The 26,240-nt window shown below is 73.0% G+C and carries 22 protein-coding genes and 2 riboswitches; of the genes, 7 read left to right on the top strand and 15 right to left on the bottom strand.

What is annotated here, in order from left to right:
• Window positions 1-26 precede the first annotated feature (26 nt).
• Together ACIRJT_RS25085 and ACIRJT_RS25080 are read right to left on the bottom strand one after the other, a co-directional pair.
• A complete protein-coding gene (locus ACIRJT_RS25085; protein WP_403912893.1) occupies window positions 27-554 on the bottom strand; it encodes a DinB family protein in 528 nt (175 codons plus the stop codon).
• A 390-nt stretch (window positions 555-944) separates the two neighbouring features.
• Window positions 945-1,367 (bottom strand): MarR family winged helix-turn-helix transcriptional regulator, encoded by a 423-nt coding sequence (locus ACIRJT_RS25080; RefSeq protein ID WP_403912891.1) that lies wholly within the window; start codon window positions 1,365-1,367, stop codon window positions 945-947.
• Between the two features lie 200 nt (window positions 1,368-1,567).
• Here ACIRJT_RS25080 and eno point away from each other — a divergent pair, with 200 nt between their 5' ends.
• Window positions 1,568-2,872 (top strand): phosphopyruvate hydratase, encoded by a 1,305-nt coding sequence (gene eno, locus ACIRJT_RS25075; RefSeq protein WP_403912889.1) that lies wholly within the window; start codon window positions 1,568-1,570, stop codon window positions 2,870-2,872.
• Window positions 2,873-2,932: 60 nt separating this feature from the next.
• On the opposite strand, the gene ACIRJT_RS25070 is transcribed toward eno, so the two are convergent.
• Window positions 2,933-3,907, bottom strand: coding sequence for a DUF3048 domain-containing protein (locus tag ACIRJT_RS25070; protein ID WP_403912886.1), 975 nt, complete (start codon window positions 3,905-3,907; stop codon window positions 2,933-2,935).
• A gap of 175 nt (window positions 3,908-4,082) precedes the next feature.
• Here ACIRJT_RS25070 and ACIRJT_RS25065 point away from each other — a divergent pair, with 175 nt between their 5' ends.
• On the top strand, window positions 4,083-4,709 hold the full coding sequence (locus ACIRJT_RS25065; protein ID WP_403912884.1) for a TetR/AcrR family transcriptional regulator: 627 nt from the start codon (window positions 4,083-4,085) through the stop codon (window positions 4,707-4,709).
• Window positions 4,706-5,122: a DUF6069 family protein gene (locus tag ACIRJT_RS25060; RefSeq protein ID WP_403912881.1), complete on the top strand. Its 417-nt coding sequence runs from the start codon at window positions 4,706-4,708 to the stop codon at window positions 5,120-5,122. Before ACIRJT_RS25065 ends, ACIRJT_RS25060 begins: the two co-directional genes overlap by 4 nt.
• A 94-nt stretch (window positions 5,123-5,216) precedes the next feature.
• On the opposite strand, the gene ACIRJT_RS25055 is transcribed toward ACIRJT_RS25060, so the two are convergent.
• From ACIRJT_RS25055 to ACIRJT_RS25030, 6 genes are read right to left on the bottom strand one after another with little or no spacing between them, the layout of a single operon-like run.
• Window positions 5,217-5,765, bottom strand: coding sequence for a hypothetical protein (locus ACIRJT_RS25055; protein ID WP_403912878.1), 549 nt, complete (start codon window positions 5,763-5,765; stop codon window positions 5,217-5,219).
• 30 nt (window positions 5,766-5,795) lie between these two features.
• Window positions 5,796-6,647, bottom strand: coding sequence for an ECF transporter S component (locus ACIRJT_RS25050; protein ID WP_403912875.1), 852 nt, complete (start codon window positions 6,645-6,647; stop codon window positions 5,796-5,798).
• Window positions 6,644-8,395 (bottom strand): ABC transporter ATP-binding protein, encoded by a 1,752-nt coding sequence (locus tag ACIRJT_RS25045; protein WP_403912872.1) that lies wholly within the window; start codon window positions 8,393-8,395, stop codon window positions 6,644-6,646. Before ACIRJT_RS25045 ends, ACIRJT_RS25050 begins: the two co-directional genes overlap by 4 nt.
• Window positions 8,392-9,570 carry an energy-coupling factor transporter transmembrane component T gene (locus ACIRJT_RS25040; RefSeq protein ID WP_403913171.1) on the bottom strand — a complete coding sequence of 393 codons (1,179 nt, stop codon included), beginning with the start codon at window positions 9,568-9,570 and terminating at the stop codon, window positions 8,392-8,394. Before ACIRJT_RS25040 ends, ACIRJT_RS25045 begins: the two co-directional genes overlap by 4 nt.
• Before the next feature lie 7 nt (window positions 9,571-9,577).
• Complete coding sequence (locus tag ACIRJT_RS25035; RefSeq protein ID WP_403912869.1) at window positions 9,578-10,498, bottom strand: hypothetical protein; 921 nt, start codon at window positions 10,496-10,498, stop codon at window positions 9,578-9,580.
• Entirely contained in the window at window positions 10,495-13,290 is a 2,796-nt protein-coding gene (locus ACIRJT_RS25030) for a prenyltransferase/squalene oxidase repeat-containing protein (RefSeq protein ID WP_403912866.1), read from the bottom strand. Before ACIRJT_RS25030 ends, ACIRJT_RS25035 begins: the two co-directional genes overlap by 4 nt.
• Before the next feature lie 144 nt (window positions 13,291-13,434).
• Window positions 13,435-13,508, bottom strand: a riboswitch (cobalamin riboswitch).
• Window positions 13,509-13,657: 149 nt separating this feature from the next.
• Window positions 13,658-13,734: riboswitch (cobalamin riboswitch) on the top strand.
• A 155-nt stretch (window positions 13,735-13,889) separates the two neighbouring features.
• Here ACIRJT_RS25030 and ACIRJT_RS25025 point away from each other — a divergent pair.
• From ACIRJT_RS25025 to pgm, 3 genes are all read left to right on the top strand, one after another.
• Entirely contained in the window at window positions 13,890-15,347 is a 1,458-nt protein-coding gene (locus tag ACIRJT_RS25025) for a prenyltransferase/squalene oxidase repeat-containing protein (RefSeq protein WP_403913168.1), read from the top strand.
• A gap of 199 nt (window positions 15,348-15,546) precedes the next feature.
• Complete coding sequence (locus tag ACIRJT_RS25020; RefSeq protein WP_403912864.1) at window positions 15,547-16,614, top strand: chitinase; 1,068 nt, start codon at window positions 15,547-15,549, stop codon at window positions 16,612-16,614.
• 217 nt (window positions 16,615-16,831) lie between these two features.
• Entirely contained in the window at window positions 16,832-18,475 is a 1,644-nt protein-coding gene (gene pgm / locus ACIRJT_RS25015) for a phosphoglucomutase (alpha-D-glucose-1,6-bisphosphate-dependent) (protein ID WP_403912862.1), read from the top strand.
• A 66-nt stretch (window positions 18,476-18,541) separates the two neighbouring features.
• Here pgm and ACIRJT_RS25010 read toward each other — a convergent pair whose 3' ends face one another.
• The 6 genes from ACIRJT_RS25010 to ACIRJT_RS24985 all read right to left on the bottom strand — a co-directional run bounded on the left by ACIRJT_RS25010 (window position 18,542) and on the right by ACIRJT_RS24985 (window position 23,752).
• Entirely contained in the window at window positions 18,542-18,994 is a 453-nt protein-coding gene (locus ACIRJT_RS25010; protein ID WP_403912859.1) for a hemerythrin domain-containing protein, read from the bottom strand.
• A gap of 98 nt (window positions 18,995-19,092) precedes the next feature.
• Window positions 19,093-19,323 (bottom strand): phosphopantetheine-binding protein, encoded by a 231-nt coding sequence (locus ACIRJT_RS25005; protein WP_403912856.1) that lies wholly within the window; start codon window positions 19,321-19,323, stop codon window positions 19,093-19,095.
• Between the two features lie 5 nt (window positions 19,324-19,328).
• Complete coding sequence (locus ACIRJT_RS25000) at window positions 19,329-19,961, bottom strand: isochorismatase family protein (protein ID WP_403912853.1); 633 nt, start codon at window positions 19,959-19,961, stop codon at window positions 19,329-19,331.
• A gap of 29 nt (window positions 19,962-19,990) precedes the next feature.
• A complete protein-coding gene (locus tag ACIRJT_RS24995; RefSeq protein ID WP_403912851.1) occupies window positions 19,991-21,634 on the bottom strand; it encodes a (2,3-dihydroxybenzoyl)adenylate synthase in 1,644 nt (547 codons plus the stop codon).
• On the bottom strand, window positions 21,631-22,836 hold the full coding sequence (gene dhbC, locus ACIRJT_RS24990; protein ID WP_403912849.1) for an isochorismate synthase DhbC: 1,206 nt from the start codon (window positions 22,834-22,836) through the stop codon (window positions 21,631-21,633). The genes ACIRJT_RS24995 and dhbC overlap by 4 nt, the downstream gene beginning before the upstream one ends.
• 85 nt (window positions 22,837-22,921) lie before the next feature.
• Entirely contained in the window at window positions 22,922-23,752 is an 831-nt protein-coding gene (locus ACIRJT_RS24985; protein WP_403912847.1) for a 2,3-dihydro-2,3-dihydroxybenzoate dehydrogenase, read from the bottom strand.
• 99 nt (window positions 23,753-23,851) lie between these two features.
• On the opposite strand from ACIRJT_RS24985, the gene fhuB reads away from it, so the two are divergent.
• Complete coding sequence (fhuB, locus tag ACIRJT_RS24980) at window positions 23,852-26,230, top strand: Fe(3+)-hydroxamate ABC transporter permease FhuB (RefSeq protein WP_403912844.1); 2,379 nt, start codon at window positions 23,852-23,854, stop codon at window positions 26,228-26,230.
• Window positions 26,231-26,240: the final 10 nt, after the last annotated feature.

Here is a 26,240-nt window from a genome sequence, read left to right as displayed (position 1 = left end):
CGGCGGCCGGCGCCGCGGCTGCCCGGTCAGCCCGAGGACGCCGCGCGCAACATCCGGAGCTGTCCGATCTCCGCGACGTTCTTCATCAGCTCGGCGTTCACCCAGGCGGCCATGTCCGCGACGGTGTGGTCCGGCCCCTGCCCCCAGGGAGACGGAGCGGCGGCGTCGAGAGCCGCGTCGTCAAGGCCGTCCAGCACCCCCAGCCACTGCTCCCGGAGCTCACGCAGCCGGCCGATGGCCCTCTCGGCGTCGCCCGGCCACGTGACGTCCTCCCGGTCCCGGGGGGTGCGCCCCAGGGAGTGCTCGACCGTCGTGCTCCACCACCAGCCGATGTGCCAGCTGAGCCAGCCGATCGTCGGCACCGGAACGGGGTCGGGCTCCGTCTCCGCCCAGTCCGGCGTCCACCGCCCGTCGGCCCTCAGGTGCACCGTCCAGCACAACGGCGTCGGCTGCCAGAGGAAGTCCTCGGTGTCGAGCCGCTCCAGGTGGTACTCGAACAGCGACCAGGTCAGGTCGAACTGGCGGCGCAGAAGGTCACATCGCGAAGCTTTCACCGGGCGACCCTGGCACACCCGAACGCCCCCGACAACGCACTTTCCCGCGGTCCGGTCCCACCGCGGCCGAGCGGTGGGACCAGGGCACGCATCGCGTCGTGATCGATCTGCGGAAATCGTCCTCACCGCCGGGCGTGGACCGGCAGATCCTCGCGGTAACCGCGCCCGCCCGGCCGCGAGCGGAAGAGGTCACATGATGGAGAACCACACGGCAATCGCCAGGCCCAGTGGGATCGGGCAGGCCAGGATCCTCGCCAGTTCCATGCCGCCCGAGCATGAGGTGGACTACTCGGATCGAGCGCCACATCGTGCTCACTCGCTCGTCCCGCCCGGCTGACGGGGTGGGGTGTTGCGGGCCGACAGCCCGCGCCCACCCTCCCGCAACAACTTTCAGTACGCGGCGAGCCGTTCCATCAGGGCGGCGCTCCGTGCGAGTGTCTCCTGTTCGTCCTCGTCGAGTTCGAGGTCGATGGCCCGGGCGAGCCAGTCGGCGCGGCGGTCGCGCTCCGCCTCCAGCGCCGCCCGTCCCACCTCGGAGAGGTCGACGAGAGACTTGCGGCCGTCCGTCGGGTGCGCCCGGCGGACGACGAGGCCCTGGTCCATGAGGAGTCCCACCGCGCGGGCCATCGACTGGGGGCGCACGCGCTGGTCCACCGCGAGATCGCTGGTGGTCATGGCGCCGTCCCGGTCGAGGACGCCCAGAACGGCGACCTGGCCGTGCGGGATCCGGTCCTCCTGCTTCACGCGCCGCGCGAGTTTGCCCATGGCGATACGCAGATCGGCGGCGGCGGTGGCGGGATCCGGGGTGGGCATAGGGCACTTTAACCCGTGATCGTCAGCGGGTTCCCGCAGGTGGCTGAGGAGCGGAAATGGGCAGCACAGCTGAACAGCGAGGCTGAACAGTCAATCTGAACAGTGCAGCTGAACAGCATTGCTGTAGAGTTGCGTCCGTCGCGGCTCGCGCCGGCGTTGTCGCAAGATCGCCGCGGCGTGTGACTTCGGAAGGACCTCGCATGGCCCCCATGGCAGTTGAGCCCACCGTCATCCAGTCCGTCACCGCCCGCCGGATCATCGACAGCCGGGGAAACCCCACCGTCGAGGCCGACGTCCGCCTCGTCGACGGCTCCCTCGGCCGTGCGGCGGTGCCCTCCGGCGCGTCCACCGGCGCCCGGGAGGCCGTGGAACTGCGCGACGGGGACGCCGGGCAGTGGCACGGCAAGGGCGTCGACCGTGCGGTCGCCCACGTCAACGAGGAGATCGCCGCCGCGGTCGTGGGCCGCGACGCGGACGACCAGGCGGGCCTGGACGCCGCGCTCGTCGCGCTCGACGGCACGCCCGGTAAGTCGCGCCTCGGCGCGAACGCGATCCTCGGGGTCTCCCTCGCCGCCGCGAAGGCCGCCGCGGCGGCCCACCGCCAGCCGCTCTACCGCTATCTCGGCGGCGCCGACGCCCGCCTTCTCCCGCTGCCGATGATGAACATCATCAACGGCGGCGCGCACGCCGACAATCCGCTGGACTTCCAGGAGTTCATGATCGCGCCGGTGGGCGCGCGGTCCTTCGCGGAAGCCGTCCGCATGGGCTCCGAGATCTTCCACACCCTGCGACGCGACCTGCTCGCCGCCGGACACGCCACCGGCGTCGGCGACGAGGGCGGTTTCGCGCCCGCGCTGCGTACGGCGGAGGAGGCGCTCGACTTCGTCATGAGCGCTGTGGAGCGCACCGGTTACCGTCCCGGCGCGGACATCGGCCTGATCATGGACCCGGCCTCGTCGGAGTTCTTCCGCGACGGCGCGTACGTGTACACGGGCGAGGGCGTGCGCCGCGCCCCCTCCGAACAGGTCGACTACCTGGTCGAACTGATCGACGCGTACCCGATCGTCTCCATCGAGGACCCGATGGCCGAGGACGACATGGACGGCTGGCGTGAGTTGACCACCCGCGTCGGCCACCGCTGCCAGCTCACCGGCGACGACGTGTTCTGCACCGACGAGGCGCAGGTGCGCGAGGGGATCCGTTTGGGCGTCGGCAACTCGGTCCTGGTGAAGGTCAACCAGATCGGCACTCTGACCGAAGCCCTCGCCACGGTCGCCACCGCGCGTCGTGCGGGCTGGAGCGCCGTGATGTCCCACCGCTCCGGCGAGACGGAGGACACCACGATCGCGGACCTGGCGGTCGCGACGGGCTGCGGCCAGATCAAGACCGGCTCGCTGTCCCGCTCCGACCGCACGGCCAAGTACAACCAACTCATCCGGATCGAAGAGGAGCTGGGAGCTTCGGCACAGTACGCGGGCGGGGCGCTGCTGTCCCGCTCCCGCTGACCGAACGGGGGGCGGCTCCCGGCGCGACCCCTCCTGCGCCCGGACGCCCCTTCCCGTGTTTCAGCGAGCCGTCGCGGACCCGGTGCCCCCGCGCGGCGCGTACAGGATCCAGAGCGGCCCTTCGGCGAGATCGACGCGCTGTCCGTCGGGGGTGCTGAACACGGTGTCGGCGTCGGCCGAGGCCCGTGCCCACCGGGCCTCGTACGCCCTGCCGTCGCGGAGAACGACCGCGCTCCCCGCTCCCACGGTCTCGGTGAACGGAGTGACGTTTCCGGACCGGTCGCTGAAGTCCGACGGTCGTACGGTCACGTCCTGGACGACGACCGTACCGGCCCCGAGCCGCCCGCCCTCGGAGGTGCGGGCGGGGGAGCCGTCCAGGGAGACGAGCCAGCGCTCGCGTTCGGCGGACCACGTGAACGTCACGGAAGCGGACGGATAGCGAACCGTACGGCTGTTCTCCCGATCGCCTCCGGGCGGCGGCGCGCCGACTTCGAGTCCCAGCTCCCCGACGGCGTTCACACCGGAGGCCTCGAACGGGATTTGCTCCGGCCGCAGATAGAGATTGTGCGGCGCGGCCCGGTCCGGACCCCGGAAGTACGCCCCCGGCGCCTTCGAGGGCGGCACGGGCTCCAGTGGCGCGCGGTCGATGACCGGCAGCAGCCTGCTCTGGGCCCCCGAGAAGGCCAGCGTCGGCCGGTCGAACTGCCGCAGCAGCTCCAGGTCGGTCTCCCGAGCGCTGCGCACCGGGCCGATGATCGGCGGCAGATCGGAGGAGTAGACGGCGAGGATCCGGCTCAGCCCGGCCTCCACCTGCTCCACGTAGACGATGTCGGCCTGTTCGAGACCGGTGTGGGGGCGGGCGGGCGCCACGTTGTCGATCTTCACGGCGAGTACGCCGGAGGCCCCGCCCGTACCGGAGGGAGAGCTGCTGGGCGAGGGGGGCGAACCGTCGCCGTCGGCGCATCCCGCGGTCACGGCCAGTACGAGCGCGGTGAACAGCGCTGCGATCGATGTCTTCACTCCGGCTGCGGACATGGTGAACGCCCTTCCGGGAACGCCGGCCGGCGGTGTCGGCGGAGCGCCGTCGTGTCGCGGCCCCTCATCCATCATCACGCGTCCCGCGCTCCGGTGGTTGCGCCGGAAGGAGGCCTCGGGCGGGAAGAGCGCCGGACCTTGACGGAGTGAGTGCTCACTCCGTACCGTACTGCCCATGACCGAGAAGCCAGCGACCCGTCGGCGTGCGGCGGGCATGAGCCCCGAACAGCGCCGCGAAATGATCGTCAGGTCGGCCATTCCGCTGATCGCCGAGTACGGCGCCGGTGTCACCACCGCCAAGGTCGCGCGCGCGGCCGGCATCGGCGAGGCGACGATCTTCCGCGTCTTCGCCGACAAGGAGGAGCTTCTGGACGCCTGTATGGCCGAGGCGATGCGCCACGACCACGCCGTACGCGAGCTGATGTCCATTCCGGCCGACCTCCCGACGGTCGACCGCCTGGCCGAGGCGGCCGACGCCCTGGAGGCGCACCTGGACCGGATGGGCGCCATCGCGGGATCCCTGCACGCCTCGGGCCACCGCCGCCGTGACACCCCGGCCGGCGAACAGGCCCGCGGCATGGGCCGCGAGGAGTCGATGAGTGCGATCCGGAGCGCCGTCGCCGAACTCCTGGCACCCGACAGCGCATCCCTTCGCCTGCCGGTCGAACAGGCCGCCGCACTCTTCCTGGGCCTGCTGTTCACCCGCCCACACCCCGACGACCCGTCACGCCTCACCGGGGGCCAGTTGGCGGATGTCTTCCTCCACGGCGCACTCGCCGCGACCCGGGGAGCGGACCGATGACCGCACCTTCGAACCGACGCCGCCGGGCGGCCACGGTCCTCGTCGCCGTGCTCGTGCCCGTTCTCGTCTGGCTCGTCACCGACCCGGTCCTCGGGCACCGGCTGCGCATCACCGACCCGGCGGCGCAGGAGACGCTGGACATCGGCCTGTTCCCGGTCGTCCTCCTCGCGCTGCTGGTGTCCCTCGCGGGCTGGGGACTGCTGGCCGTTCTCGAACGCTTCACGCGCCGACCGCGCCTCCTGTGGACCGTGGTCGCCGCCGCGGTGCTCCTGCTGTCGTTCCTGCCGTTGACCGGATCCGAAATGGCCGGGGGAACGCGGGCGGTCCTGGCGCTGATGCACGTCATCGTGGGAGCGGTACTGGTGGCCGGACTGCCGGCCGGGCCCGAGGCGCCGGAGCGCCGGGCGTCGTAGCTGGGGCAGACCCGGGTTCCGGCGACGGAGCCCGGGACGTCACCGTCCGGCACCGGCACCGGCACCGACGGGGACGTGAGGCGCGCACGCCGCCTCACGCTCCCGTAGTGAGCTTCCCCGGCACACCGGGCACCGTTCCTTGCCGTCCCAGGCGCCCCACCCGAAGGACGCGGGCGAGAAGGTCCGGTCCTTCAGTTCGCCGCGCACCGCCACCCGGTAAGCCCACACCATGTCGAAATAGGGGTGGTAGGCGTCGTGGAAGGCCGGTGAGGTGGTGCGTGGCGCCCGTGCCCACGACGCGCTGGACGGGGCGCAACTGCTGGAACATCGCCTGTCCGGCGCCGGCCACGTCGGCGGAGGCGTCGATGAAGAACCGCTCGCGCACCTCGTGGACGGCCGCTTCGTCGAATGCCGCACGGGCGGGCAGGTCCGGGTCGACGGCCGGGCCCTGCGCCTGGGCTATGCCGCGCAGCCGGGTGTGGCATCTCCCTGCGGCGGCGATGAACTCGATGTACACCGCGCGTCGTCGCTCCTGCGCCCCGCGGTCCTTCTCATGCCGTTGCCGCAGACGATCGGCCAGCACGGTTCCCGATACGGCGATGAAAACGCCGCTCACCGTCGCGACGAGCGTGCCCCCGTCCATGCTTCTTCCCCCCGGAAACGATCACGGTCCCTACGGCCCCGAATCCATCCCCGCCGGAGCCCCGCCGCCCTGATTCCGGGAAGCGAAGCGGACCGGGGCCCGGAAGCGGGCCTTTCGGGCCGCCCGGCGGAAGGTGGTGAGCACCGCGGGGCCCGCCAGCGTGACGCAGACGAAGTTCGTGACCGCGCGTCCGGTGTCCCAGCCCAGGGAGGTGGCGACGTCGAACGCCAGGTAGCGCTGCCACTGTTCGGTGAAGGGAAGACCGGGAAGGTAGGCGATGGAGCTGTTCGGGTCCACCGAGAACGGCCAGAAGGACAGGTTCAGCAGAAAGCCGAAGAGATAGCCGGAGAGCGATCCGTAGACCGCGAGCATCATGACCTCCAGGCGTCCCGTGGCCCGGGGCAGCATTCCCGCGAGCATGCCGACGAAGGCGCAGCCGAACATCTGGTACGGCATCCACGGGCCGACCCCGCCGGTGATCAGCGCGGAGGCGAACAGCGAGGTGCAGCCCAGGGTGAAGCCGAAGCCCGGACCGTACACGCGACCCGCCAGGACGAGGACGAAGAAGACCGTCTCGATGCCCGCCGTTCCCGCACCGAGCGGGCGCAGCGCCGCGTTCACGGCGGAGAGCACCCCGAGCATCGCCAGCGCCTTGGAGTTGATGCCGCCCTCGGCTATCTCGGAGATCACCACGCACAGGACGAGGACCAGCAGCACGCCGAAGATCAGCGGCGGCGCGTAGTTCGCGCCCAACCGTCCCGGAGCGACGACGAACGGCCAGAAGAAGGCGACGAGGCCGAGGAAGGCCGCCATGGCGATCACGATCCCGGCGCGCGGCGCGATGCGGATGGCCCCGGCGGAGCGGCCGGCGAGGTCCTTCATGCTCCCGCCTCCTCGTGCGGGAGCACCGCCGTCACCTGGTCCACCGTCAGGTACGGGAGCGGCGACAGGATCTTCGCCACCTGCGGGGCGAAGACGGGGGAGGCGACGATCACTTCGCCGGTCGGCCCGTCCGCGACGATGTCTCCCTCGGCCAGCACCACGACCCGGTCCGCGGCCCGCGCGGCGAACTCGACGTCGTGAGTGGAGACGACCACCGAGCGTCCCTCGGCCGCCAGTTCGTCCACCATGGCGATCAACTGGGTCTTCGCGCGGTAGTCGAGACCGCGTGTCGGCTCGTCCAGCAGCAGGACCCGGGGCGCGGCCGTCAGCTGGATCGCGAGGACCAGCGCCAGCTTCTGGCCCTCGGAGAGGTCACGCGGATGCGTCGCACCGTCGATGCCCGGGGCCAGGCGGTCCAGGATCCTCCGGGCGGGATGCCCGGCGCCTTCCGCCCGGGACTCGGCGTCGGCCTGGTCGAGTTCCTGCTCGACGCTCTCCAGATAGAGCAGGTCGGTCGGGGTCTGCGGTACGAGTCCGACCAGCCGCCGGGCCTCGGCGGCGGACAGGCTTTTCGGATCCCCGCCCTCGGCCGGTCGGTCCCGGCCCGGTGCGCCGGACCCGCCGCCGCCCCGGCGTACCGAACCCGGTGCGCCGGGCCCGCTCCCGTCCGTGCGTGCCGGGCCCGCTTCTCCGGACCCGCCCCGGCCGACTCGCACCGTCCCGGACGTGCGGTGCCCCGATCCCTGGAGCGCCCACAGCAGCGACGACTTGCCCGAGCCGTTGCGGCCCATCAGCGCCGTGACCTCCCCGGCCCGCAGTTCGAGGTCGACATCGCGGACCGCCGGGGCGCCCCGGTACGCGACCGTGATCCCCCGGGCCCTGAGGAGTTCCGTGCCCGGGGCGCCCCGGGCGGCGCGCACCGGCGGGGGCGCCGTGCCCTCCAGCGCCGTACGCAGCGGGCGGGCAGCCCGGCGGGCGTCGCGTACGGACAGGGGCAGGGGTGACCAGCCCGCCGCCCGGCCCAGCTCGACGATGGGCGGGGCGATCGACGACGCCGTGAAGATCTCCGTCGGCGCCCCCGACACCACCCGGCCGTCCCCCGGCAGCTGGATGACGCGATCCGCGTACTGCACCACCCGCTCCAGCCGGTGCTCGGCCAGCAGCACCGTCACCCCCAGGTCGTGGACCAGCCGGGTCACCGCCGCCAGCACCTCCTCGGCCGCCGTCGGATCGAGGGCGGACGTCGGCTCGTCCAGCACCAGCACACGTGGGTGGGAGGTCAGCACGGAACCGATCGCGACGCGCTGCTGTTGTCCCCCGGACAGCTCGTGCAGCGCCCGGTGGCGCAGGTCGGCAAGCCCCAGCAGGTCGAGCGTCTCCTCGACGCGCTTGCGCATGACGGCCGGCGCGATGGCCAACTGCTCCATCGCGTAGGCGAGTTCCTCCTCGACCGTGTCCGTGACGAAGCCGTCCAGCGGATCCTGGCCCACCACTCCCACGACATCGGCGAGTTCGCGCGGCGGGTGGTCGGCGGTGTCGCGGCCGTCGACCGTGACCGTGCCGTACAGCGTGCCGCCGGTGAAGTGCGGGACGAGCCCGTTGACCGCGCCCAGCAGGGTCGACTTGCCGACTCCCGTATGCCCCACCACGAGGCACAGTTCGCCCTCGTCGACCTTCAGGTCGACGTCCCGCAGGACCGGCTCGTCGGCGCCGTCGTACACGACGGACACCTGGTCGAAGGTGATCATGCGGCTTCCTCGGTGCGCTGCGCGGGGATGTGCGGAGTGGGCGGAGCGGGCGGCGGCGCCAGGAACCCGGCCGCTCCCGCGAGCAGGATCGCGGCGGCCGGGACGAGCGGCAGCGTCGGCCAGCTCAGCGGATAGATGGACGGGTTCAGCTCGGCGGGGTCGTAGCCGACGTTGACGAACAGCAGCACGGCGGAGAGCACCCCGCAGGACGCCACCGCCGACTCCGCGAACCGCCACGGATCCGGCCGGTACGTCGTCCGCGTCACCCGGCGCCCGCCCAGCCGCAGCCCGGCCAGGCAGAGCACCGAACCGGCCGCGAGCGCGGGCAGCCCCAGCAGCGTGGGCGCGGTCGCGTCGAGGAGGCCGTACGCCCCGGCGCACAGCCCGCACATGCCCAGCAGCATCAGCGTCCCGGTCAGCCGGCGTGAGCCGCGCGTCGCCGAGCCGGCCCGGCCGTAGCCGCGCGAGTCCATCGCCGCGGCCAGCCGCAGCGACCGCTCCAGCGCGTCCTCCAGCACCGGGACCACGATCCCTCGCAGCGCTCGCAGCCCCTTGTTGCGGCCGGCCCGCAGCCGGCGGGCGCGGGCCACTCGCTGGACGCTCTGCACCAGCTGGGGGGCGACGCTGATCGACACGGTCACGGCGACGCCCAGTTCGTAGAGTGCGCCCGGCAGGACGCGCAGCGCCCGCTTCGGGTTGGCGAGGGTGTTCGCCGCGCCGATGCAGCACAGCATGCAGGCGAGGCGCAACCCGTCGGTCGCGGCGGACAGCAGCGCCTCCAGCGAGACCGGGCCGCCGAGCTGGATGCCCGCGTACCAGTCGGGTGTCGGGATGTGCGGCAGGGAGAAGAGGTAGTGGTCGGTCGGCCGGATTCCGCTGGCGAAGACCGCCCGGAAGACCACCCGGATCGCCACCACCACCAGCGCCAGGTAGAGGTAGTACGTGAAGCCCCGGGCCCACGGGGCCTCGGTGCGGCGTGTGGTGATGACGAAGCCGAGCACCGCGAGGACCAGGAAGAGCAGCAGCGGGTTGTTGGTCCGGCTGACCGCCGTGGCCAGGGCGAGCGCCCAGATCCACCAGGCGACCGGGTGTAGGGTGCGCGGCAGCCGCCGGCCCCCGGTGTCCGGCCCGGCGGCGGACACCGGCGCGCCCGGCTGCGACGGCGCCCGGGCCACGCGGTGACTACTGCTCACGGCGACGGCGTTTCGCGGCGAACACGGCCGCTCCGCCGATGACCACCACGAGGCCCGCCGTCGCCGCCACCGGCACGACGGACCCGGAGTCGTGCTCCGCGTCGGCCGCCGGGGCGGCGTCCACCACCTTCGACGGCTTCTCCGGCGCGGCCACCGCAGCCCCCGTCGTCGAGGCGGAGGGGCCGGGGGAGCGGGTGGGGGAGGCCAACGGGGACGCGCTCGCGGGAGCGGAGGGCGACGCGGACTCCGAGGCCTCCGGTGAGGCGGTCGGCGGAGACGGAGGCTGCTCGCCGTCCGCCGGCGGCTGTGTCGTCCGCACGGGATCGGGCTTCGGATCCGGTGCCTTACCACCCTCTGCGGGGCGGGAGTTGTGGGCGCGCAACTGGCCCGGGGTGACGGTCGGGCGGCCCTTGGTGCCCTCGATGTTCGTCCCGCCGAAGATCCACAGGTCCACGCTGCCCGGCCGGGGCCGGTAGCTCATCGCGCCGAGCTGGCTGTACTCCCAGGTGTCCTCCCCGGGGCCGGCGTGCCAGTACGACCAGTAGGCCGAGGCCGGCGGGGTGAGGACGCAGTCCTCCTGCTGGGACGTCGGGTACTGCTTGCCGCCCCGGTGTCCGCTGTAGCCGATCCGGCAGATGAACGCCGGGCCGTCGTGCCCGGTGCCGGTGGTCCGCCAGCCGCCCTGGTTGAGCAGCTCGTAGCCGGTCGTCGGCGTCGTGCCGCAGGAACGGTAGACGGGGCCGCCCCAGTGGCTGAAGTCCACGGCCAGCACCACCCCCGACGACGTGGTGCACCTGCCGATGGGCTGCGGGCCCGCCGACGCCTGACCGGCCGGGGCCAGCAGCGCCGCGCCGGTCAGTCCGAGGGCGCCCAGGGCCCTGGCGACGCTGCGGAGGAGGCGCGGGCTCACCGCTCACCACCCGCTGCCGCCGTACGCCGTCTCCGGGCGGCCACGACCGTGAGCCGGCCTGCCAGCACCAGCGCCGCGGCGGCCGCAGCCAGGCCGAACACCTGGGCGCCGGTCGACGCGAGGGCGCCCCCGCCGCCGGGACCGTCGGCGTTCACGACGCCGTCGCCCGCGCTGTCGCCGGGAGTGACGATCACCGGGGCGGAGGAGGACGGCACCGGGTTCGGCGTGGTGCCCGCCAGGTCGCGGGTCAGGATGCCGAAGGAGACACCGGTGGCCCCGCCGACGGCCTGTGCCGAGGCGCGGATGTCCGAGCCCCGCTGGCCCTCCTTCGCGACGTTGAAGCCGCCGTCCTTGTTCTGCTGCGAGGCGAGGAACTTCAGCGCCTTCGTGATCTGGGCGTCGTACTTCTCCGCGTCCAGGGAGAGACCCTGCACGGCGAGCCCCGCGGAGTTGACCGAGTTGCCGGACGCCCCGGGGAAGCCGCCGTCCGCCAGCTGCCGGGAAGCCAGCCAGGCCAGCGCCCTGTCCACGGCGGCGGCGTGCGCGTCGCCCGGGACCAGGTCCAGCGTCATGGCGGCCATCGCCGTCGAGTCCACCTCCGAGTCGCCCGTCGCCGGGATCAGGCTCGGCCAGGCTCCGGAGGCGTGCTGGAGCCCCGCGAGATACGCGATCGGGGCCTCGGCGGCCTTCTCCTCGCCCGCGCGCACCTGCGCCATGACCCCGAGGGAGTGGGCGAAGACGGACGGCGCGTAGGTGTAGGCGCCCGCGGCCGGGCAGCTGCGGTTCGGTGCGGTGCTCGGCTTCTCGCAGACCGCGTCGGCCAGGCCGGCGATCAGGTCCCGGCCGCCGAAGTCCCGCGGATCGCGTTCGACGACCTGGGCGAGGACGGCCGCCTTGCCCATCGATCCGCCGAGCGCGTACGTGCCGCCCAGCCCGGTCCAGTCGTCCAGGGTCCGGCCCTCGCCGTCCCCGCCGCCCTGTTCCAGGAAGTCCACGATCGTGCGCAGCGCGTTGTCTTCATGACCGGTCGCCGCCAGCGCGAAAGCGCCGTCGATGGTCAGGCCGAAATCGGCGCGTCCCGTCTTCTCGTCGCCCTTGTAGTAGCGCCCCTGATGGAGGTTGGACGGGCGCGTGAGGTAGGCGATGCCCTTCTTCAGGTCCGGGCCGGCCCCCGGCGGGCGGGTCGTCGGCCGGGGAGTGGGGCCAATGGTCGCCGGGGGAGTGGTCGGCGGGTCCGTGGGTTCGGGGGCCTTCGCGACCAGCGTGACCAGGTCGACGCCCGCACCCGCGAGCACGGCGGGGCCGGTCGCGTACAGCGCGGGGTCGGTGGCGCCCTCGTCGAACCCGAAGCCCCCGCCGTCCAGTTGCTCCCGCGACAGCCAGGCGACGGCCGCGTCCGCCGCGCCGCCGTCACCGAGCGCGCGCAGCGCCTGGGCCGCGTACGCGGTGGCGGCCACGGAGCCGGTGGCCACCCCGTTGGCCGGCGGGAACGCGCCGGATTCCAGCTGCGCCTTCCTCAGATACGTCCGCGCCCCGGCGACGACGGCGTCCTGCCCGCCCGCCTCCCTCAGCACCGTCGCGACCAGCCCCGTGGTCATCGGATCGCCGTCGCAGTGTTCGCCGGGGCGGATGAGGATGCTGGTCACCGAGCCGTCCTGGCAGACCAGTTGGGTCAGCCGGGTGACGGCTTCGACGGGTGGCTCCACCCCGCCGCGCAGCAGCGCCAGCACGGCCAGCGCCTGCCCGTCCGCATAGGTCGCGCCGTTGAAGTCGCCCTTGGCGGTACAGCCGGGGGTGGGGCTGCCCGCGTCGGGGCCCGCCGGGCACACGTGCTTCCTGAGGTCGCCGAGCAGGTCGTGCCCGCCGAAGTCACGCGGGTCGCCGTCCGCGATCTCCGCGGCGAGCGCCAGCCGCGCGGCCGCCGGGGCGTCGGGCGCCGCGTCCGTGCCGTTCGGGTAGGCGTACGCGCCGGTGCGGCCGGCGAGATGGGCCGTCACCTTGTCCAGGGCCGGGCCCTTGCCGTTCGCCGCCGCGAGCGCGTACGCGGCCTCGGTGGTGAGGAAGTCGTTCGGCGCCTCGGCCCCTTCGTCCACCACGTGGGTGCCGTCGCGCAGTTGACCGCTCACCCAGCGGGCGGCGGCCGGCACGTCGATCTCCCCGGCGGGGACGCCCGGGCCGTCGGTCGGGCCGTCGGTCGGGCCTTCGGTCGGACCGGGCGTCGCCCCGCCGCCCGCACGGACCTCGTCGGGGGTGAAGGTGGGGCGGCCGGTGGAGCCGCCCACGTCGGTGCCGCCGAACACCCAGGCGTCCACATCGCCCGCCCCGGGCGTGCGGCTCATCGCGCCGAGCGGGCTGTAGGACCAGGTCTTCTGGCCGGGGGAGGCGATCCAGTACGACCAGTAGGCGGTGGCCTGCGGAGTCAGCACACAGTCCTCGGTGGCCGGAGTCGGGTACTGCTTACCGGAGTTGAACGAGCCGGTGCCGATCCGGCAGATGAAGCCGTCGCCGTCGTGCCGGGTGCCCTCGGTGGTGAAGCCGCCGTCGCGGAGGAGTTCGTAGCCGGTGGTCGGGGTGGTGTCGCAGCCGCGCACGACACCGCCGCCGAACGGTCCGAAGTCCACCGCGACGATCGCGCCCCTGGTGGCCGTGCACTTCTCGACGGGGTCGGCGACCGCCGGTCCCGCACCGGTGACGAACGCCACGCTCGCGGCGAAGGTCACCGCGGCCGCCGAGACCAGCGACAGAAGTCTCTTCTTCCCCACGTGCCGGTGCTGTTGCTGTGCGGTCCCCACCACGGCCCCTCGACTCGTCCGGGCGGGCCGTGCGTGGCAGACGGCTCACCGGCGGGGCACGGCCGCGAAAAGGGCCGCCCGCAGGGAGCTGTTCGAACCACGCCGTAGTCCGCGACGGCGTTTCTCGCTGAAAATCCTGGCCCCAGGCATTCCGGCTCGCCCGCGCGGTGGCGGGCCTACGGTTGCGGGTCAGCGCCGGATTCCGACCGGCTTCCCCTGGGGCTGAGTGCGTATCAGGCGGATTGGAACACGCTCTCGAAGAGACCGTCAAGGTGGCCTGTGTCTCCTCCGCGACCGCTCCGGCACACGCCCGGACCGTCCCTGGCGCCGCCGTGCCGCCTCGGGTAGCGTCCTGGCCTGCCGTAGGGGGGAACCCGGTGCGAATCCGGGGCTGACGCGCAGCGGTGTGGGACGGCTGGGGGCCGTTCCCGAGCCCGAATGCCCAGACGGTGGTTGTCCCAGGAGAAGCCGTACCCACGCGTCCGGGCGTCGGCCACCCCGGCCTGCCCTGCCCCGCCCCGTGCGGCCCGGGAGGCGCTGTGGTGCCGTACGCCCCTCATCCCAGGAGCAGGCACATGCCCCGTTCTCTCACGTTCCGCATGTCCGGTACCTCCCGTACCGCCGGCACGATCCGTACGTCCACCACCGCCCCCGACCCCCGTACGCTCCGCCGCCTCGCGCTCGTGGCACCCGCCGCCCTCGGGGCGTTCGCCCTCACGGTGCTGCCCGCCGCCGCGACGTCCACGCCCGCCCAGATCGCCACCTCGAAGACCAATGGTGTGACGTACGTCAAGTCCCTCCAGGGGGCCGACGGTTCGTACGCCGGCTCCGGCCTCTCCAACGAGTGGGCGTTCAGCGCGCTCGCCGCCGCCGGTACGGCCGCCGTGGACGTGACACCGGGCGGCGACGCCACCAAAAACGCCCGCACCGTCTACCGCAACCTCCTCGCCACCCCCGGCTGGCCCTCCGCCACCCCCGTCGTCACCGACTACCAGCGCGGCACGCTCAACGCGTACGCCGCCGGGATCGACCCCGCCCGGGTCTCCGCCTCGCGCAACCTGATCGCCGAGATCTACGGCTACTGGCAGAACGCGGAAGCCGGCTACTTCGGCCCGTCCGCCAACTACAACGGCACCGTCTTCGCCGCCCTCGCCCTCGGCGGCGCCAGAACCCAGACGGGCGCCCAGCGGGTTCCGCAGGCGCTCGTCGACAAGGTCGTCACCCGCCTCCGGGCCAACCAGCACAACGACGGCGGCTGGACCTACGCCAAGGCCGAGGGCAACGCGACCGAGCTGAACAAGCCGGGCGACGTCGACATGACCGGCGCCTCGATGGCCGCGCTCTGCGCCTCCGGCGTCCCGAACACCGACCCCGACATCCTCCAGGCCAAGGCGTTCCTCAAGAGCAAGCTGGTCAACACCTCCGGCGCCTTCAACGCCATGTACGGCATCAACACCAGCTCCAACGGCTGGGCCGTCTCCGGGCTCAACGCCTGCGGCATCAACCCGCAGACCGGCGACTTCCTCACCCCGGCGGGCAGGACCCCGGTCGACTTCCTGATCGCCCAGCAGTTCACCCCGGGCGGCGGCTTCAAGTACCAGCCCTCCGACACCGCCCCGTCCGCCTACTCCTCCCTCGACGCCCTGCGCGCCGTCGCGGGCGGCGGCTTCACCGCGGCGCCGCCCACCCCGGTCACCGCGGGCGCGCCCAAGTGGGTCGCGTCGGGCGGCTTCACGGCCGGTACGGCGACGAAGCTGGCGCTCACCGTGGACGACGGCACCGGCACCCTGAAGGTCTGCTCGGTGGCGTTCACCCCGACCGGCACGACCACCACCCTCGGCGACGTCCTGACCGCGGCGACGAGCGCGTCCACCCCGGCCGGCTGCGTCACCTCCGTGGTACCCGCATCCGGCACCGGAACCATCACCTCCGTCAGCGGCAAGGCCAACACCGGCCCGGCGACCTGGAAGGTGTCCGTCGACGGTTCGGCCTTCGCCGGGGCCGCCCGCAACAAGGTGATCGGCGTCGGCGACACCATCGCCCTGCGCTTCTCCTGATCCGCGACGCCCGGTGAAGGGGGGCGCGCACCGCCTGCGCGGACGTTTCCCCCTTCACCGGGTACGGGCGGTCTGGTCCAGACCTCTTGACCGAAGGTCTGGACCATTCTACGGTTTGGCAGGGTCACGACATAGGGCGGGGCGGGGCGAACCTTTCGTCCCGTCGGCGGCGGACCCGGGCTGGAAGGACGTACGGATCATGGGGCGTACATCACGGCTGCTGGGCCTCGGCCTGGCGGCGGCACTCGTCGTACCGATGCTGGTCGGAGCCGCGCCGCCGAGGACCGCGGAGACGAACACCGCCGCCGCCGAGACCTGCGCGGTCAAGTCGAAGCCCACCGGCAAGGTGCTCCAGGGGTACTGGGAGAACTGGGACGGGGCGGCCAACGGCGTGCACCCGCCGCTCGGCTGGATCCCGATCACCGACTCCCGCATCACCCAGCACGGCTACAACGTCATCAACGCGGCCTTCCCCGTCATCCGCTCCGACGGCACCGTCCTCTGGGAGGACGGCATGGACAACACCGTCAAGGTCGCCACCCCCGCCGAGATGTGTCAGGCCAAGGCCTCCGGCCTCACCACCCTCATGTCGATCGGCGGAGCCGCGGCAGGGATCGACCTCAGCTCCAGCAAGGTGGCCGACCGGTTCGTCCAGACGATCGTCCCGATCCTGAAGAAGTACAACTTCGACGGCATCGACATCGACATCGAGACCGGCCTCGTCGGCAGCGGCAACATCAACCAGCTGTCCGCGTCGCAGTCCAACCTCATCCGCATCATCGACGGCGTCCTCGCCGCGATGCCGCCGAACTTCGGCCTCACCATGGCCCCCGAGACGGCGTACGTCACCGGAGGCAGCGTCGTCTACGGCTCGATCTGGGGCTCGTACCTGCCCATCATCAAGAAGTACGCCGACAACGGCCGCCTGTGGTGGCTGAACATGCAGTACTACAACGGCAGCATGTACGGCTGCTCCGGCGACTCCTACTCCGCCGGCACCGTCGCGGGCTTCACCGCCCAGACCGACTGCCTGAACAAGGGGCTGGTCATCCAGGGCACCACCATCAAGGTGCCCTACGACAAGCAGGTCCCGGGCCTGCCCGCCCAGCCCGGCGCCGGCGGCGGCCACATGTCCACCGGACTCGTCTCGCAGGCCTGGAAGCACTACAACGGCTCCCTCAAGGGGCTGATGACCTGGTCGCTGAACTGGGACGGCTCCCGGGGCTGGACCTTCGGCGACAACGTGAAGTCCCTCCAGGGCCGTTGAGCCCCCGTCCGTAGCGCTTCCGCGCCCCCGGTCCGCTCCGGACCGGGGGCGCGGCGCCGCTCCGGCCGGGGAGCGACACGAGGAAGGCGTGAACCGGTCGCGCACACGGGCGGTCGGGGGAGCAGAATCGGGTACGGACCGGGGTGATCGTTTCCCCGGTGCGCCGGGCCCGTCCCCCCACGGGCCGGCCGACGACGAAGACGTACGAGGAGCCCCGATGGTGCACGAACGGGCCGGTCATCCGGCGCAGTCCGCAGACCTGGTCGACGTGGCACGGCTGGTGACGGCCTATTACGCCCTCCACCCCGATCCGGCCGACCCCGCCCAGCGGGTGGCCTTCGGGACCTCCGGCCACCGCGGCTCCGCGTTCGCCGCCGCGTTCAACGAGGACCACATCGCCGCGACCACCCAGGCGATCTGCGACTACCGCGCCCGCCAGGGCACCGACGGGCCCCTCTTCCTCGGCGCGGACACCCACGCGCTGTCCGAGCCCGCCCGGGTCACCGCCCTGGAGGTGCTCGCCGCCAACGGGGCCACCGTCCTCATCGACAGCGAGGACGGCTACACCCCGACCCCCGCCGTCTCGCACGCCATCCTCACGTACAACCGGGGCCGCACCGAGCACCTGGCCGACGGCATCGTGGTCACCCCCTCGCACAACCCGCCCGCCGACGGCGGCTTCAAGTACAACCCGCCGAACGGGGGACCGGCCGCCTCCGACGCCACCTCCTGGATCCAGGACCGGGCCAACGCCCTGATCGAGGCCGGACTCGGAGTCGTCCGCCGGACGCCGTACGCCCAGGCCCTGGCCGCCGACACCACCCGCCGGTACGACTTCCTGACCGCGTACGTCGACGACCTGCCCGCCGTCCTCGACCTCGACGCCGTACGGGACGCGGGCATCCGCATCGGCGCCGACCCGCTCGGCGGCGCGTCCGTCGCCTACTGGGGGCGGATCGCGGAGCGCCACCGGATCGACCTCACCGTCGTCAACCCGCTCGCCGACCCCACCTGGCGGTTCATGACGCTGGACTGGGACGGCAGGATCCGCATGGACTGCTCGTCGCCGCACGCCATGGCCTCGCTGATCGCCCAGCGCGACGCGTACGCCATCGCCACCGGGAACGACGCCGACGCCGACCGGCACGGCATCGTCACCCCCGACGGCGGCCTGATGAACCCCAACCACTACCTGGCCGTCGCCATCGACTACCTGTACACCCACCGCGACGGCTGGGCCGCCGGGACCGGCATCGGCAAGACCCTGGTCTCCTCGTCCATGATCGACCGGGTCGCCCACGACCTCGGCCGCACCCTGGTGGAGGTCCCGGTCGGCTTCAAGTGGTTCGTCGACGGCCTCTACGACGGCAGCCTCGGCTTCGGCGGCGAGGAGTCCGCCGGGGCCTCCTTCCTGCGCCGCGACGGACGCGTCTGGACCACGGACAAGGACGGCATCCTGCTGGCCCTCCTCGCCTCCGAGATCACCGCCGTCACCGGCTCCACCCCCTCCCAGCACTACGCGCGGCTCACCGACCGCTTCGGCGACCCGGCGTACGCCCGCGTCGACGCACCCGCCACCCGCGAGGAGAAGGCCGTCCTGGCCCGGCTCTCCCCGCAGCAGGTCAAGGCCGACACCCTGGCCGGAGAACCCGTCACCGCCGTGCTCACCGAGGCCCCCGGCAACGGAGCGCCGATCGGCGGCCTGAAGGTCTGCACCGACAGCGCCTGGTTCGCAGCCCGCCCCTCGGGCACCGAGGACGTCTACAAGGTGTACGCGGAGAGCTTCCAGGGCCCCGGCCACCTCGCCCGGGTCCAGGAGGAGGCCCGGGCCCTGGTCTCCGAGGCGCTGGGCGACGCCTGAGCCGATCGGGAAGCCGCCCGGGGGCCTGGACGGTCCGCCCCGCCCCCGGACGGCCTGGTACGCGGCTCAGCCCGGGTGGGCCGCGCGCCAGGCCGCCATGGACCGGTCCCACTGATCACCGGTCAACTCGGTGAGCGACGCCGGGAAGAGGCCGTCCTCCTCCTTGGCGATATGGGTGTGGCGCTCCTCCACGGCCCGGACGAACGCGGTCCGCTGCTGGGCCGATTCCAGGTCGAGGGCGTCGAGGAAGTCCGCCGGCTCCCGGTGCTCGACGGTGAGGGCGTCGACGTACGCCGTGTACTCCTCGTTCTCGCGCATCTCGGCGAACAGCCCCCGCTCCTCCCCGGCCCAGTGGGACCGCAGCTCGACGGCGACGCGCCCCACGAGGCTCCGCGCGCCGTCGCGGTCACCGGCGTCCAGCGCCCGCACGGCCGCCCCGGCCAGATCGGTGACCGACTCGTGCTCGGCGATGAACTCCCTGATCAGGGGGATATCGCGGCACCCGCAGTAGTGGCTCATTCCCGGTCCTCTCGTCCCTGAGATCGTGCCACCCGCCGACTCCGTATCCCGGCGACGCGCCAGTGGCGGCGCCGCCGCGGGGAGCACCGGCCCCAGCGTCAGCCGGTCACTCCGAGCAGCGGGGCCCAGGACTCCAGCGCGGGCCGCTCGGCGAGGTCGGCGAAGGCCACCTCGATGCCGTGGTCGCGGCGCCAGGCGGCGGCCAGCGACATGAGGCGGACGGAGTCGAGGCCGTAGTCGACCAGGTTCTCGTCGAGGGAGATCTCCTCGGGGTCCTCGCCGAGGACGTCGGCGACATCGGCACGGAGCTGTTCGAGCGTGAGCGCCACAACGGTCACTTCCCTTCGAAGACGGTTCGGGCGGTCGTGACAACGGCGCACTTGCCCGCGGCCCAGCGCAGCGCCATCGCGTGGTCCTCGGCCGAGAAGTCCGCGACCGCGTCGGCCACCACGAAGGCCTGGATGTCCTGCATCCAGGCGTCGCACGCGGTCATGAGCACGCCGATGTGGGCGTAGACGCCGGTGATGACGATCTGGTCGCGGCCCTGCTCGCGCAGGCGCTCCAGCAGATCGGTGCGGACGAAGCCGCTGTACTTCCACTTGGTGAGGACGGTGTCGCCCGCTTCGGGCGCGACCTCGTCCGCGATGGCCGCCAGGTGCTCGTCGGCCGGGAGTCCGGGGCCCCAGAAGTCCTGCTGGAGCCCGCGCTCCTCGGCGCTCTGGCCGCCGGGCTGCGCGGTGTAGAGCACCGGCACGCCGAGCCGCGCCGCGTCCTTTTTCAACCCGGCCACGTGGGAGAGGAGTTCGGGCACCGGTGCGGACCGGCGGTCGTACGCCGTGAGGAAGTAGTTCTGCAGGTCGTGGACGAGGAGCACCGCGCGCGCGGGGTCGACGGTCCAGTCGACCCGGTTGGCGGGCAGCTCGTCGGCGGCCGGCATGGGATAGGGGGCGATGGCGGGCAGTGCCATGGTGGGGAGGGTTCCGTTCGGGGAGTCGTTCAGTGGGACGGGGACGGGGAGGGAGAAGTGGTGCGGGCGGCGGCCGTGCGCAGGTCCTTCTTGGAGACCTTGCCCACGCCGGTCTGCGGGAAGGCGTCGACGAACTCGACCCGGTCCGGCACCTTGTAGGCGGCCAGACCCCGTTCGCGCACGAACCGTTTGACGGCCACCGCCTTGAGCGGACCCGCGCCCGAGCGCAGGATCACGTAGGCGCAGACGCGTTCGCCCAGATACGGGTCCGGCTCGGCCACCACGTTGGCGTCGTGGACGGCCGGGTGGGCGAGGATGTGGTTCTCGACCTCCTCGGCGGCGATCTTCTCGCCGCCCCGGTTGATCTGGTCCTTGGCGCGCCCCTCGACCACGATGTGCCCGGTGTCGGTGACCCGCACGATGTCGCCGGTGCGGTAGAAGCCGTCCTCGGTGAAGGAACGGGCGTTGTGCTCGGGGGCGTTCCAGTAGCCCCGGATGGTGTACGGCCCCCGGGTGAGCAGGTGGCCGGTCTCACCCGTTGGCACCTCCTGGTCCTCGTCGTCGACGACCAGGATCTCGTCGTCGGGCGAGATCGGCCGCCCCTGCGTCGTGACGATGGTCTCGACCGGGTCGTCCAGCCGGGTGTAGTTGACCAGTCCCTCGGCCATGCCGAAGACCTGCTGGAGCGTGCAGCCGAGAGCGGGCCGCACCCGGCGGGCCGCCTCCTCGCTGAACTTGGCGCCCCCCACGAGCAGGACGTCCAGGCTGCCGAGGTCGTGCGCGGTGCCCGGCGCGGCCTCCGTCCACAGCAGGGCCAGCGGTGGCACGAGCCCGGTGATGGTGACGCCCTCACGCTCGATCAGCGGGAAGGCCACCTCCGGAGAGGGCCCCGGGCACAGCACCACACGGCCGCCGGCGTACAGCGTGCCGAGCGAACCGGGGGAGGAGAGAGGGAAGTTGTGGGCCGCCGGCAGGACGCACAGATAGACGCTCCGCTCGTCGACGGCGCAGATCTCGTTGGAGCCCCGCAGCGAGTAGATGTAGTCGTCGTGGGTGCGCGGGATCAGTTTCGGTACGCCGGTGCTGCCGCCGGAGAGCTGGAGGAAGGCCAGGTCGTCCGGGCGCGGGCCGCCGTAGCCGACCGGCTCCTCGGCGACCTCGGCGAGCGCCTCGAACTCGCCGGGATCTCCCTGGGCGACGAACACGTGGCGCAGGGTGCCCACGTTGGCGCGGGTCTTCGACGCCAGCTCGCGGTAGTTGTAGCCGCCGTGCTCGGCCGCGACGACGTACGCCACCGCCCCGGTGAACTCGCAGAAGTAGGTGATCTCGCTCTCGCGGTGCGCGGGCAGCGCGAAGACGGGCAGCGCGCCGATCCGGAACAGCGCGAAGATCACCTCGAAGAACTCGGCGATGTTGGGGAGTTGCACCACCACCTTGTCGCCCTTGGCGATGTCGCGGGCGAGGAAACCCGCGGCCAGCCGGTCGGCGCGCCGGTCGAGGTCGGCGTACGTCCACCGGCTTCCCGCCACCGGGTCGACGATCGCGACCCGGTCCGGATGGTCCTCGGCGCGCTGCCGCAGCATCTCCCCGAAGGTCTCCCCGCGCCACCAGCCGGCCGCCCGGTACCTCTCCGCGAACTCGGCGGGCCAGGCCGGCGCCGCTTGCGTACTCACAGCTCTGCTCCCACGGCGCTCAGGAAGGTGCGGAACTTGGCCGCGGTCTCGGCGGTCTCCGCCTCGGGCTCGGAGGCGGCGACGATCCCCGCCCCCGCGTACAGGCGCAGCGTGCGCTCCTCGGCGTCGGCGCAGCGGATCGTGACAACCCACTCGCCGTCGCCCTCGGCGTCGCCCCAGCCGACCACTCCGGTGAAGAAGCCGCGGTCGAACGGCTCGGTCTCCGCGATGACCTGACGGGCCGTCGGCGTGGGCGTCCCGCACACGGCGGGCGTCGGGTGCAGCGCGCAGGCCAGCTCCAGCGCCGAGGCGTCGGAGGAGGCGAGGGTGCCGGTGACCGTGGTGGACAGGTGCCACATGGTGGCGGTGCGGATGAGCGTCGGGCGGGGCGGCACGGTCAGTTCCGTGCAGTACGGGGCGAGGGCCTGGTGGACGGCGTCGACGACGACGGCGTGCTCGTGGAGGTCCTTGACGGACTCCAGCAGCGTGGCCGCCCGGCGTACGTCCTCGGCGAGGTCGGCGCTGCGGGGGGTCGACCCGGCGAGCGGATTGGCCACGACCCGCTTTCCGCGGCGGGAGACGAGCAGTTCGGGGCTGGCGCCGATGAGGGTGCGCCCGGGGCCGGTCGGCAGCGCGAAGGTGTAGCCGGAGGGGTCGCGGCGGGCGAGGCGCTGGAGCATCGCGGGCAGGTCGAGCGGAGCCTCGGAGGTGAGTTCGAGGGTGCGGGCCAGGACGACCTTGCTGAACTCGCCGCGCCACATGCGCTCCACGGCCGCTGCGACGCCCTTGCCGTATATCTCCGGCTCGGGCACCGGGCGTATCCGCCAGCTCCCCGCGGCGGACGCGCTCGCGGGCAGGGCGATGAGCGGGTCCGAGGCGAGCGGCGGCGCACAGCGCACCGACTCCGGGACGCTCAGGGCCGCCGGGGCTGTGTGGTCGAAGGGGATGGCGCCCATGACCACCGGCGACGGTTGGCCGGCTGCGACCGCCGCGGCAAGCGTGGCGCCCACCCGTGCGGTCAACGGTCTCTCGTCGTGCGGGACAGGGAGGGCCGGACCCCGTGCGAGCAGTGTGCGTGCGGGGGTGGCGAGAAAGTGGTCGCCCGGCGTGTAGGCGTCCAGCAGCGAAGTGGCCGCTCCTACGGCCGGATGGGCCGGATCGGCCGGGGCGGTGTGCGTGGCGACCTGGGATGCCGTCGACACGGGGACTCCATTCTCGATGGTCCCGTCAGCGGGTGCGGGGGGCTGGATGGGAGGTGAGGGAAAGAACGAGGGGCGGCCGGGGCGGTCAGCGCAGGGTCGCGCCGCCGTCGACGTACAGCTCCTGCATGGTGATGTGGCGGGCGCGGTCCGACGCGAGAAAAGCCACCGTCTCCGCGATGTCCCCGGGGTCGGCGATCCGGCCGAGCGGGATGCCGGTGCGGTAGGTCGAGGGGTCCCCGTCGATGACGCGCTGTTCGGCGCCCGGACCGTTCCACAGCGCGCGTTGCATCGGTGTGTCGGTGGAGCCGGGTGCGACGACGTTGCAGCGAACGCCGCTGCGGGCGAGTTCGAGGCCCAGGCACTTGGTGAACATCGCGGCGGCCGCCTTGGAGGCGGCGTAGGCGGCCATGCCGGTACGGGGGATCCCGGCGGCGTTGGAGCCGACGGTGACGACCGCGCCGGATCCGCGGGCCGCCATGAGCGGGGCGAGGGCCTGGGAGACATGGAAGACGCCGGTGGCGTTCACCGCGAAGGTGTCCGCCCAGTCCTGCGCGGAGAGCACGGCCGCCGGGCCGGAGCGCAGAATGCCCGCCACGTTCACCAGGACGTCGACCGGGCCCAGTTGGCGCTCCACCCGGGCCACGGTGCTCTCCACCGAAGCGCGGTCGGTGACGTCCATCACGTACGGGGACAGGCTGCCTCCCGAGCGCTCGCCGCCGGGCAGCTTCTCCTGGGTCAGGGCCCACTCGGCGGCCAGTGCCTCGACGCCCGGCCGGGCGCGGTCGGTGGCGGCCACGCGGGCGCCGAGGGTGGCGAGCAGGTCGGCGACTGCCGCGCCGATGCCTTGTGCGGCACCGGTGACCAGAGCAGTGCGGCCGATGAACTCGCCGCTTCTGCCCGGTATGTGCTCAGGCATGAGCAACCTCCTCCGGGTGTTAGGTAAGGGTAACCTAAATTGAACCGACCGCCCAGAAGGTGTCGAGCCGCCGATATCTACTTAGGCTAGCCTCACCTTATGCAAACGCCGCGCACGGGGACCACGGCCTCGGCTCCCGAACATGACTCCACGACCGTTCAGTTGGATGGAGGCGAAGTCGACCGGACGGTGGAGTCCGTGCCCGCCGGACGCGAGGAGGCGTCCCCGGGAGCCGGGAACGGAATAATTTCGGGAACCGGGAACGGAGCAACCCCGGAATCCGGACGGTCCATTGCCGGACCCGGGGATCCCCGCTCCACGGCCGACCCGCGCCGACGGACCGTCGTGGCGGCCGTCGCCGGACTGGCCCTCGCCGTACTGCTGTTGACGGCGCTCTCCCTCTCGATCGGCGCGGGCGAGGTCGGCCCCGGCGGCGTCCTGGACTACCTGCTGGGCCGGGACGGCGCGCGCGACAACGCCCGGCTCGCCCTCGTCGTCGGCGACCTGCGCCTCCCGCGCACCCTCACCGCGCTGCTCGTCGGAGCCGCCCTGGGTGTCGCCGGGTGCCTGCTCCAGGCGGTCACCCGCAACCCGCTGGCCGAGACCGGACTGCTCGGTGTCAACGCGGGTGCCTCGCTCGGTGTCGTCGCCGGCATCGCACTCCTCGGCTTCGACTCCGGTTACGCCTACCTCGTCTGCGCGTTCGTCGGCGCGGTGGTCGCCAGCGGCCTCGTCCTCCTCATCTCCGGAAGACGCGGCGGCGGCTCTCCCATGCGCCTGGTCCTCGCCGGCGCGGCGCTCGGCGCGACCTTCGGCGGGCTCACCAGCGTCATCGTCGTCAACTCTGCGGAAACCTACGACAGATTCCGCTTCTGGGTCCTCGGCTCCCTCGCCGGGGTCGAGGGCTTCGGTGAACTCGGCCGCCTCGCCCCGGTGCTGGCCCTCGGCTTCGTCGTCGCCCTCCTGGTCGCCCGCCCGCTCTCCGCCCTCGCCCTCGGCGACGACCTGGCCCGGAGCCTCGGCCACCGGCCACCCCTGATCCGTACGGTCGTCGCGGTGGGAGTCACCCTCCTGACCGCCGCCGCCGTGGCGCTCGCCGGCCCCATCTCCTTCCTCGGCCTGCTCGCCGGCTTTCTCGCCCGGGCCCTGGCCGGCACCCGGCTCGCGGCGCGGCTGCTGCTCGCCGGGCTCATCGGGGCCTGCGTCCTGACGGTGTCCGACATCGCCGCACGCGTCGTCTCCCGGCCCTTCGAGGCGCCCGTCTCCGTCATCGTCGCCCTCATCGGCGCGCCCGTCCTCATCGCCATCGTCCGCTCCAGGCAACTGGCCTCGATGGGCATGACGGAACCGGCCACCGAGGAGCGTTCCCCCGACCGCCCCCGCCGCTTCCGGATCGCGCTGCCCCGCCCCGCCCGCCGCGCGCCGAAGACGCTCCCGGTCCGCCCGGCCGACACGCTCGTCCTGCGGCGCGGCCCGCTGTCCCTGCTCGTCACCCGGCGCGCCGCCCTCGCCGCCCTCGCCCTCACCGGGGCCCTCCTGCTCGCCGTCGTCCTCTCCGCTTACGCGGGCCAGAGCGACATGGGCGTCGGCCGCACCTTCCGCGCGGTGTTCGGCCAGGGCGACCGCTTCGACGTCCTGCTCGTGCAGAGGTTCCGCCTCGGCCGGATCGTCGCCGGACTCACCGCGGGCGCCGCCCTCGGCCTCGCGGGCTGCCTCACCCAGACCCTGGCCCGCAACCGCCTGGCCACCCCCGAACTCCTCGGCGTCAACGACGGGGCCACCGCCGCCGTCCTGCTCTCCGTCACCATCAGCGCCACCGGCTCCTTCGGCGCCTGGTGGGCCGGGCCGCTCGGCGCGCTCGCCGCCGTCATCGTCGTCACCACCGTCTCCGGCGGACTCGGCCAACGCGGCTACCGCGTCCTCGTCGTCGGCCTCGCCATGTCCGCGCTGGCCTCCGCGATCACCCAGGTCGTCCTGTCCCGCAGGTCCCTCTCCTCGGCGAGTTCGCTGTACGTATGGACCTCGGGCAGCCTCAACGGACGCAGCTACTCCGTCGCCGTCCCCGTCCTCATCGGCCTCGCCGTCCTCGTCCCCGTCGCCCTCGCCGTCGCCCGCCACCTGGGCGTCCTGCGCTTCGACGACGCGACCGCCTCCTCGCTCGGCTCCGCCCCCGGCCGGGTCCGGGCCCTCTCCCTGCTCCTGGCCGTCGCCCTCGCGGGCCTCGCCGTCGGCATCTGCGGCCCCGTCGGCTTCGTGGCGCTGGCCTCCCCGGTCATCGCCTCCCGGCTCGCCGGACCCCTGCGCGTCCCGCTCGTCGGCTCGATGCTCACCGGAGCCGTCCTCGTGGTCGCCGCCGACACCCTCGGCCGCATCGCCTTCGACGGCGTCGAACTCCCCGTCGGCATCGTCACCACCGTCCTCGGCGGCCCGTTCCTGCTCTGGGTGCTGCTCGGCCGCTCCGCCGCCACCCGCGTCTGAGGAGCCGCCC

It is taken from the genome of Streptomyces sp. NPDC102283, from assembly GCF_044766265.1.
Lineage (GTDB): Bacteria > Actinomycetota > Actinomycetes > Streptomycetales > Streptomycetaceae > Streptomyces.
Note: the sequence above shows the minus strand (reverse complement) of the source record. Positions and strands in the feature narration are given on the sequence as shown.

Excerpts from the sequence above, each read along its gene's own strand:
- ACIRJT_RS25070 (WP_403912886.1), bottom strand. The coding sequence starts at position 3,907 with ATGTCCGCAGCCGGAGTGAAGACATCGATCGCAGCGCTGTTCACCGCG.
- ACIRJT_RS25045 (WP_403912872.1), bottom strand. The coding sequence starts at position 8,395 with ATGATCACCTTCGACCAGGTGTCCGTCGTGTACGACGGCGCCGACGAG.
- ACIRJT_RS25000 (WP_403912853.1), bottom strand. The coding sequence starts at position 19,961 with ATGGCACTGCCCGCCATCGCCCCCTATCCCATGCCGGCCGCCGACGAG.
- fhuB (WP_403912844.1), top strand. The coding sequence starts at position 23,852 with ATGCAAACGCCGCGCACGGGGACCACGGCCTCGGCTCCCGAACATGAC.
- ACIRJT_RS25050 (WP_403912875.1), bottom strand. The coding sequence starts at position 6,647 with ATGAAGGACCTCGCCGGCCGCTCCGCCGGGGCCATCCGCATCGCGCCG.
- pgm (WP_403912862.1), top strand. The coding sequence starts at position 16,832 with ATGGTGCACGAACGGGCCGGTCATCCGGCGCAGTCCGCAGACCTGGTC.
- ACIRJT_RS25055 (WP_403912878.1), bottom strand. The coding sequence starts at position 5,765 with ATGGACGGGGGCACGCTCGTCGCGACGGTGAGCGGCGTTTTCATCGCC.
- ACIRJT_RS25020 (WP_403912864.1), top strand. The coding sequence starts at position 15,547 with ATGGGGCGTACATCACGGCTGCTGGGCCTCGGCCTGGCGGCGGCACTC.
- ACIRJT_RS25080 (WP_403912891.1), bottom strand. The coding sequence starts at position 1,367 with ATGCCCACCCCGGATCCCGCCACCGCCGCCGCCGATCTGCGTATCGCC.
- eno (WP_403912889.1), top strand. The coding sequence starts at position 1,568 with ATGGCCCCCATGGCAGTTGAGCCCACCGTCATCCAGTCCGTCACCGCC.
- ACIRJT_RS25025 (WP_403913168.1), top strand. The coding sequence starts at position 13,890 with ATGTCCGGTACCTCCCGTACCGCCGGCACGATCCGTACGTCCACCACC.
- ACIRJT_RS25010 (WP_403912859.1), bottom strand. The coding sequence starts at position 18,994 with ATGAGCCACTACTGCGGGTGCCGCGATATCCCCCTGATCAGGGAGTTC.
- ACIRJT_RS24985 (WP_403912847.1), bottom strand. The coding sequence starts at position 23,752 with ATGCCTGAGCACATACCGGGCAGAAGCGGCGAGTTCATCGGCCGCACT.
- ACIRJT_RS25065 (WP_403912884.1), top strand. The coding sequence starts at position 4,083 with ATGACCGAGAAGCCAGCGACCCGTCGGCGTGCGGCGGGCATGAGCCCC.
- ACIRJT_RS25060 (WP_403912881.1), top strand. The coding sequence starts at position 4,706 with ATGACCGCACCTTCGAACCGACGCCGCCGGGCGGCCACGGTCCTCGTC.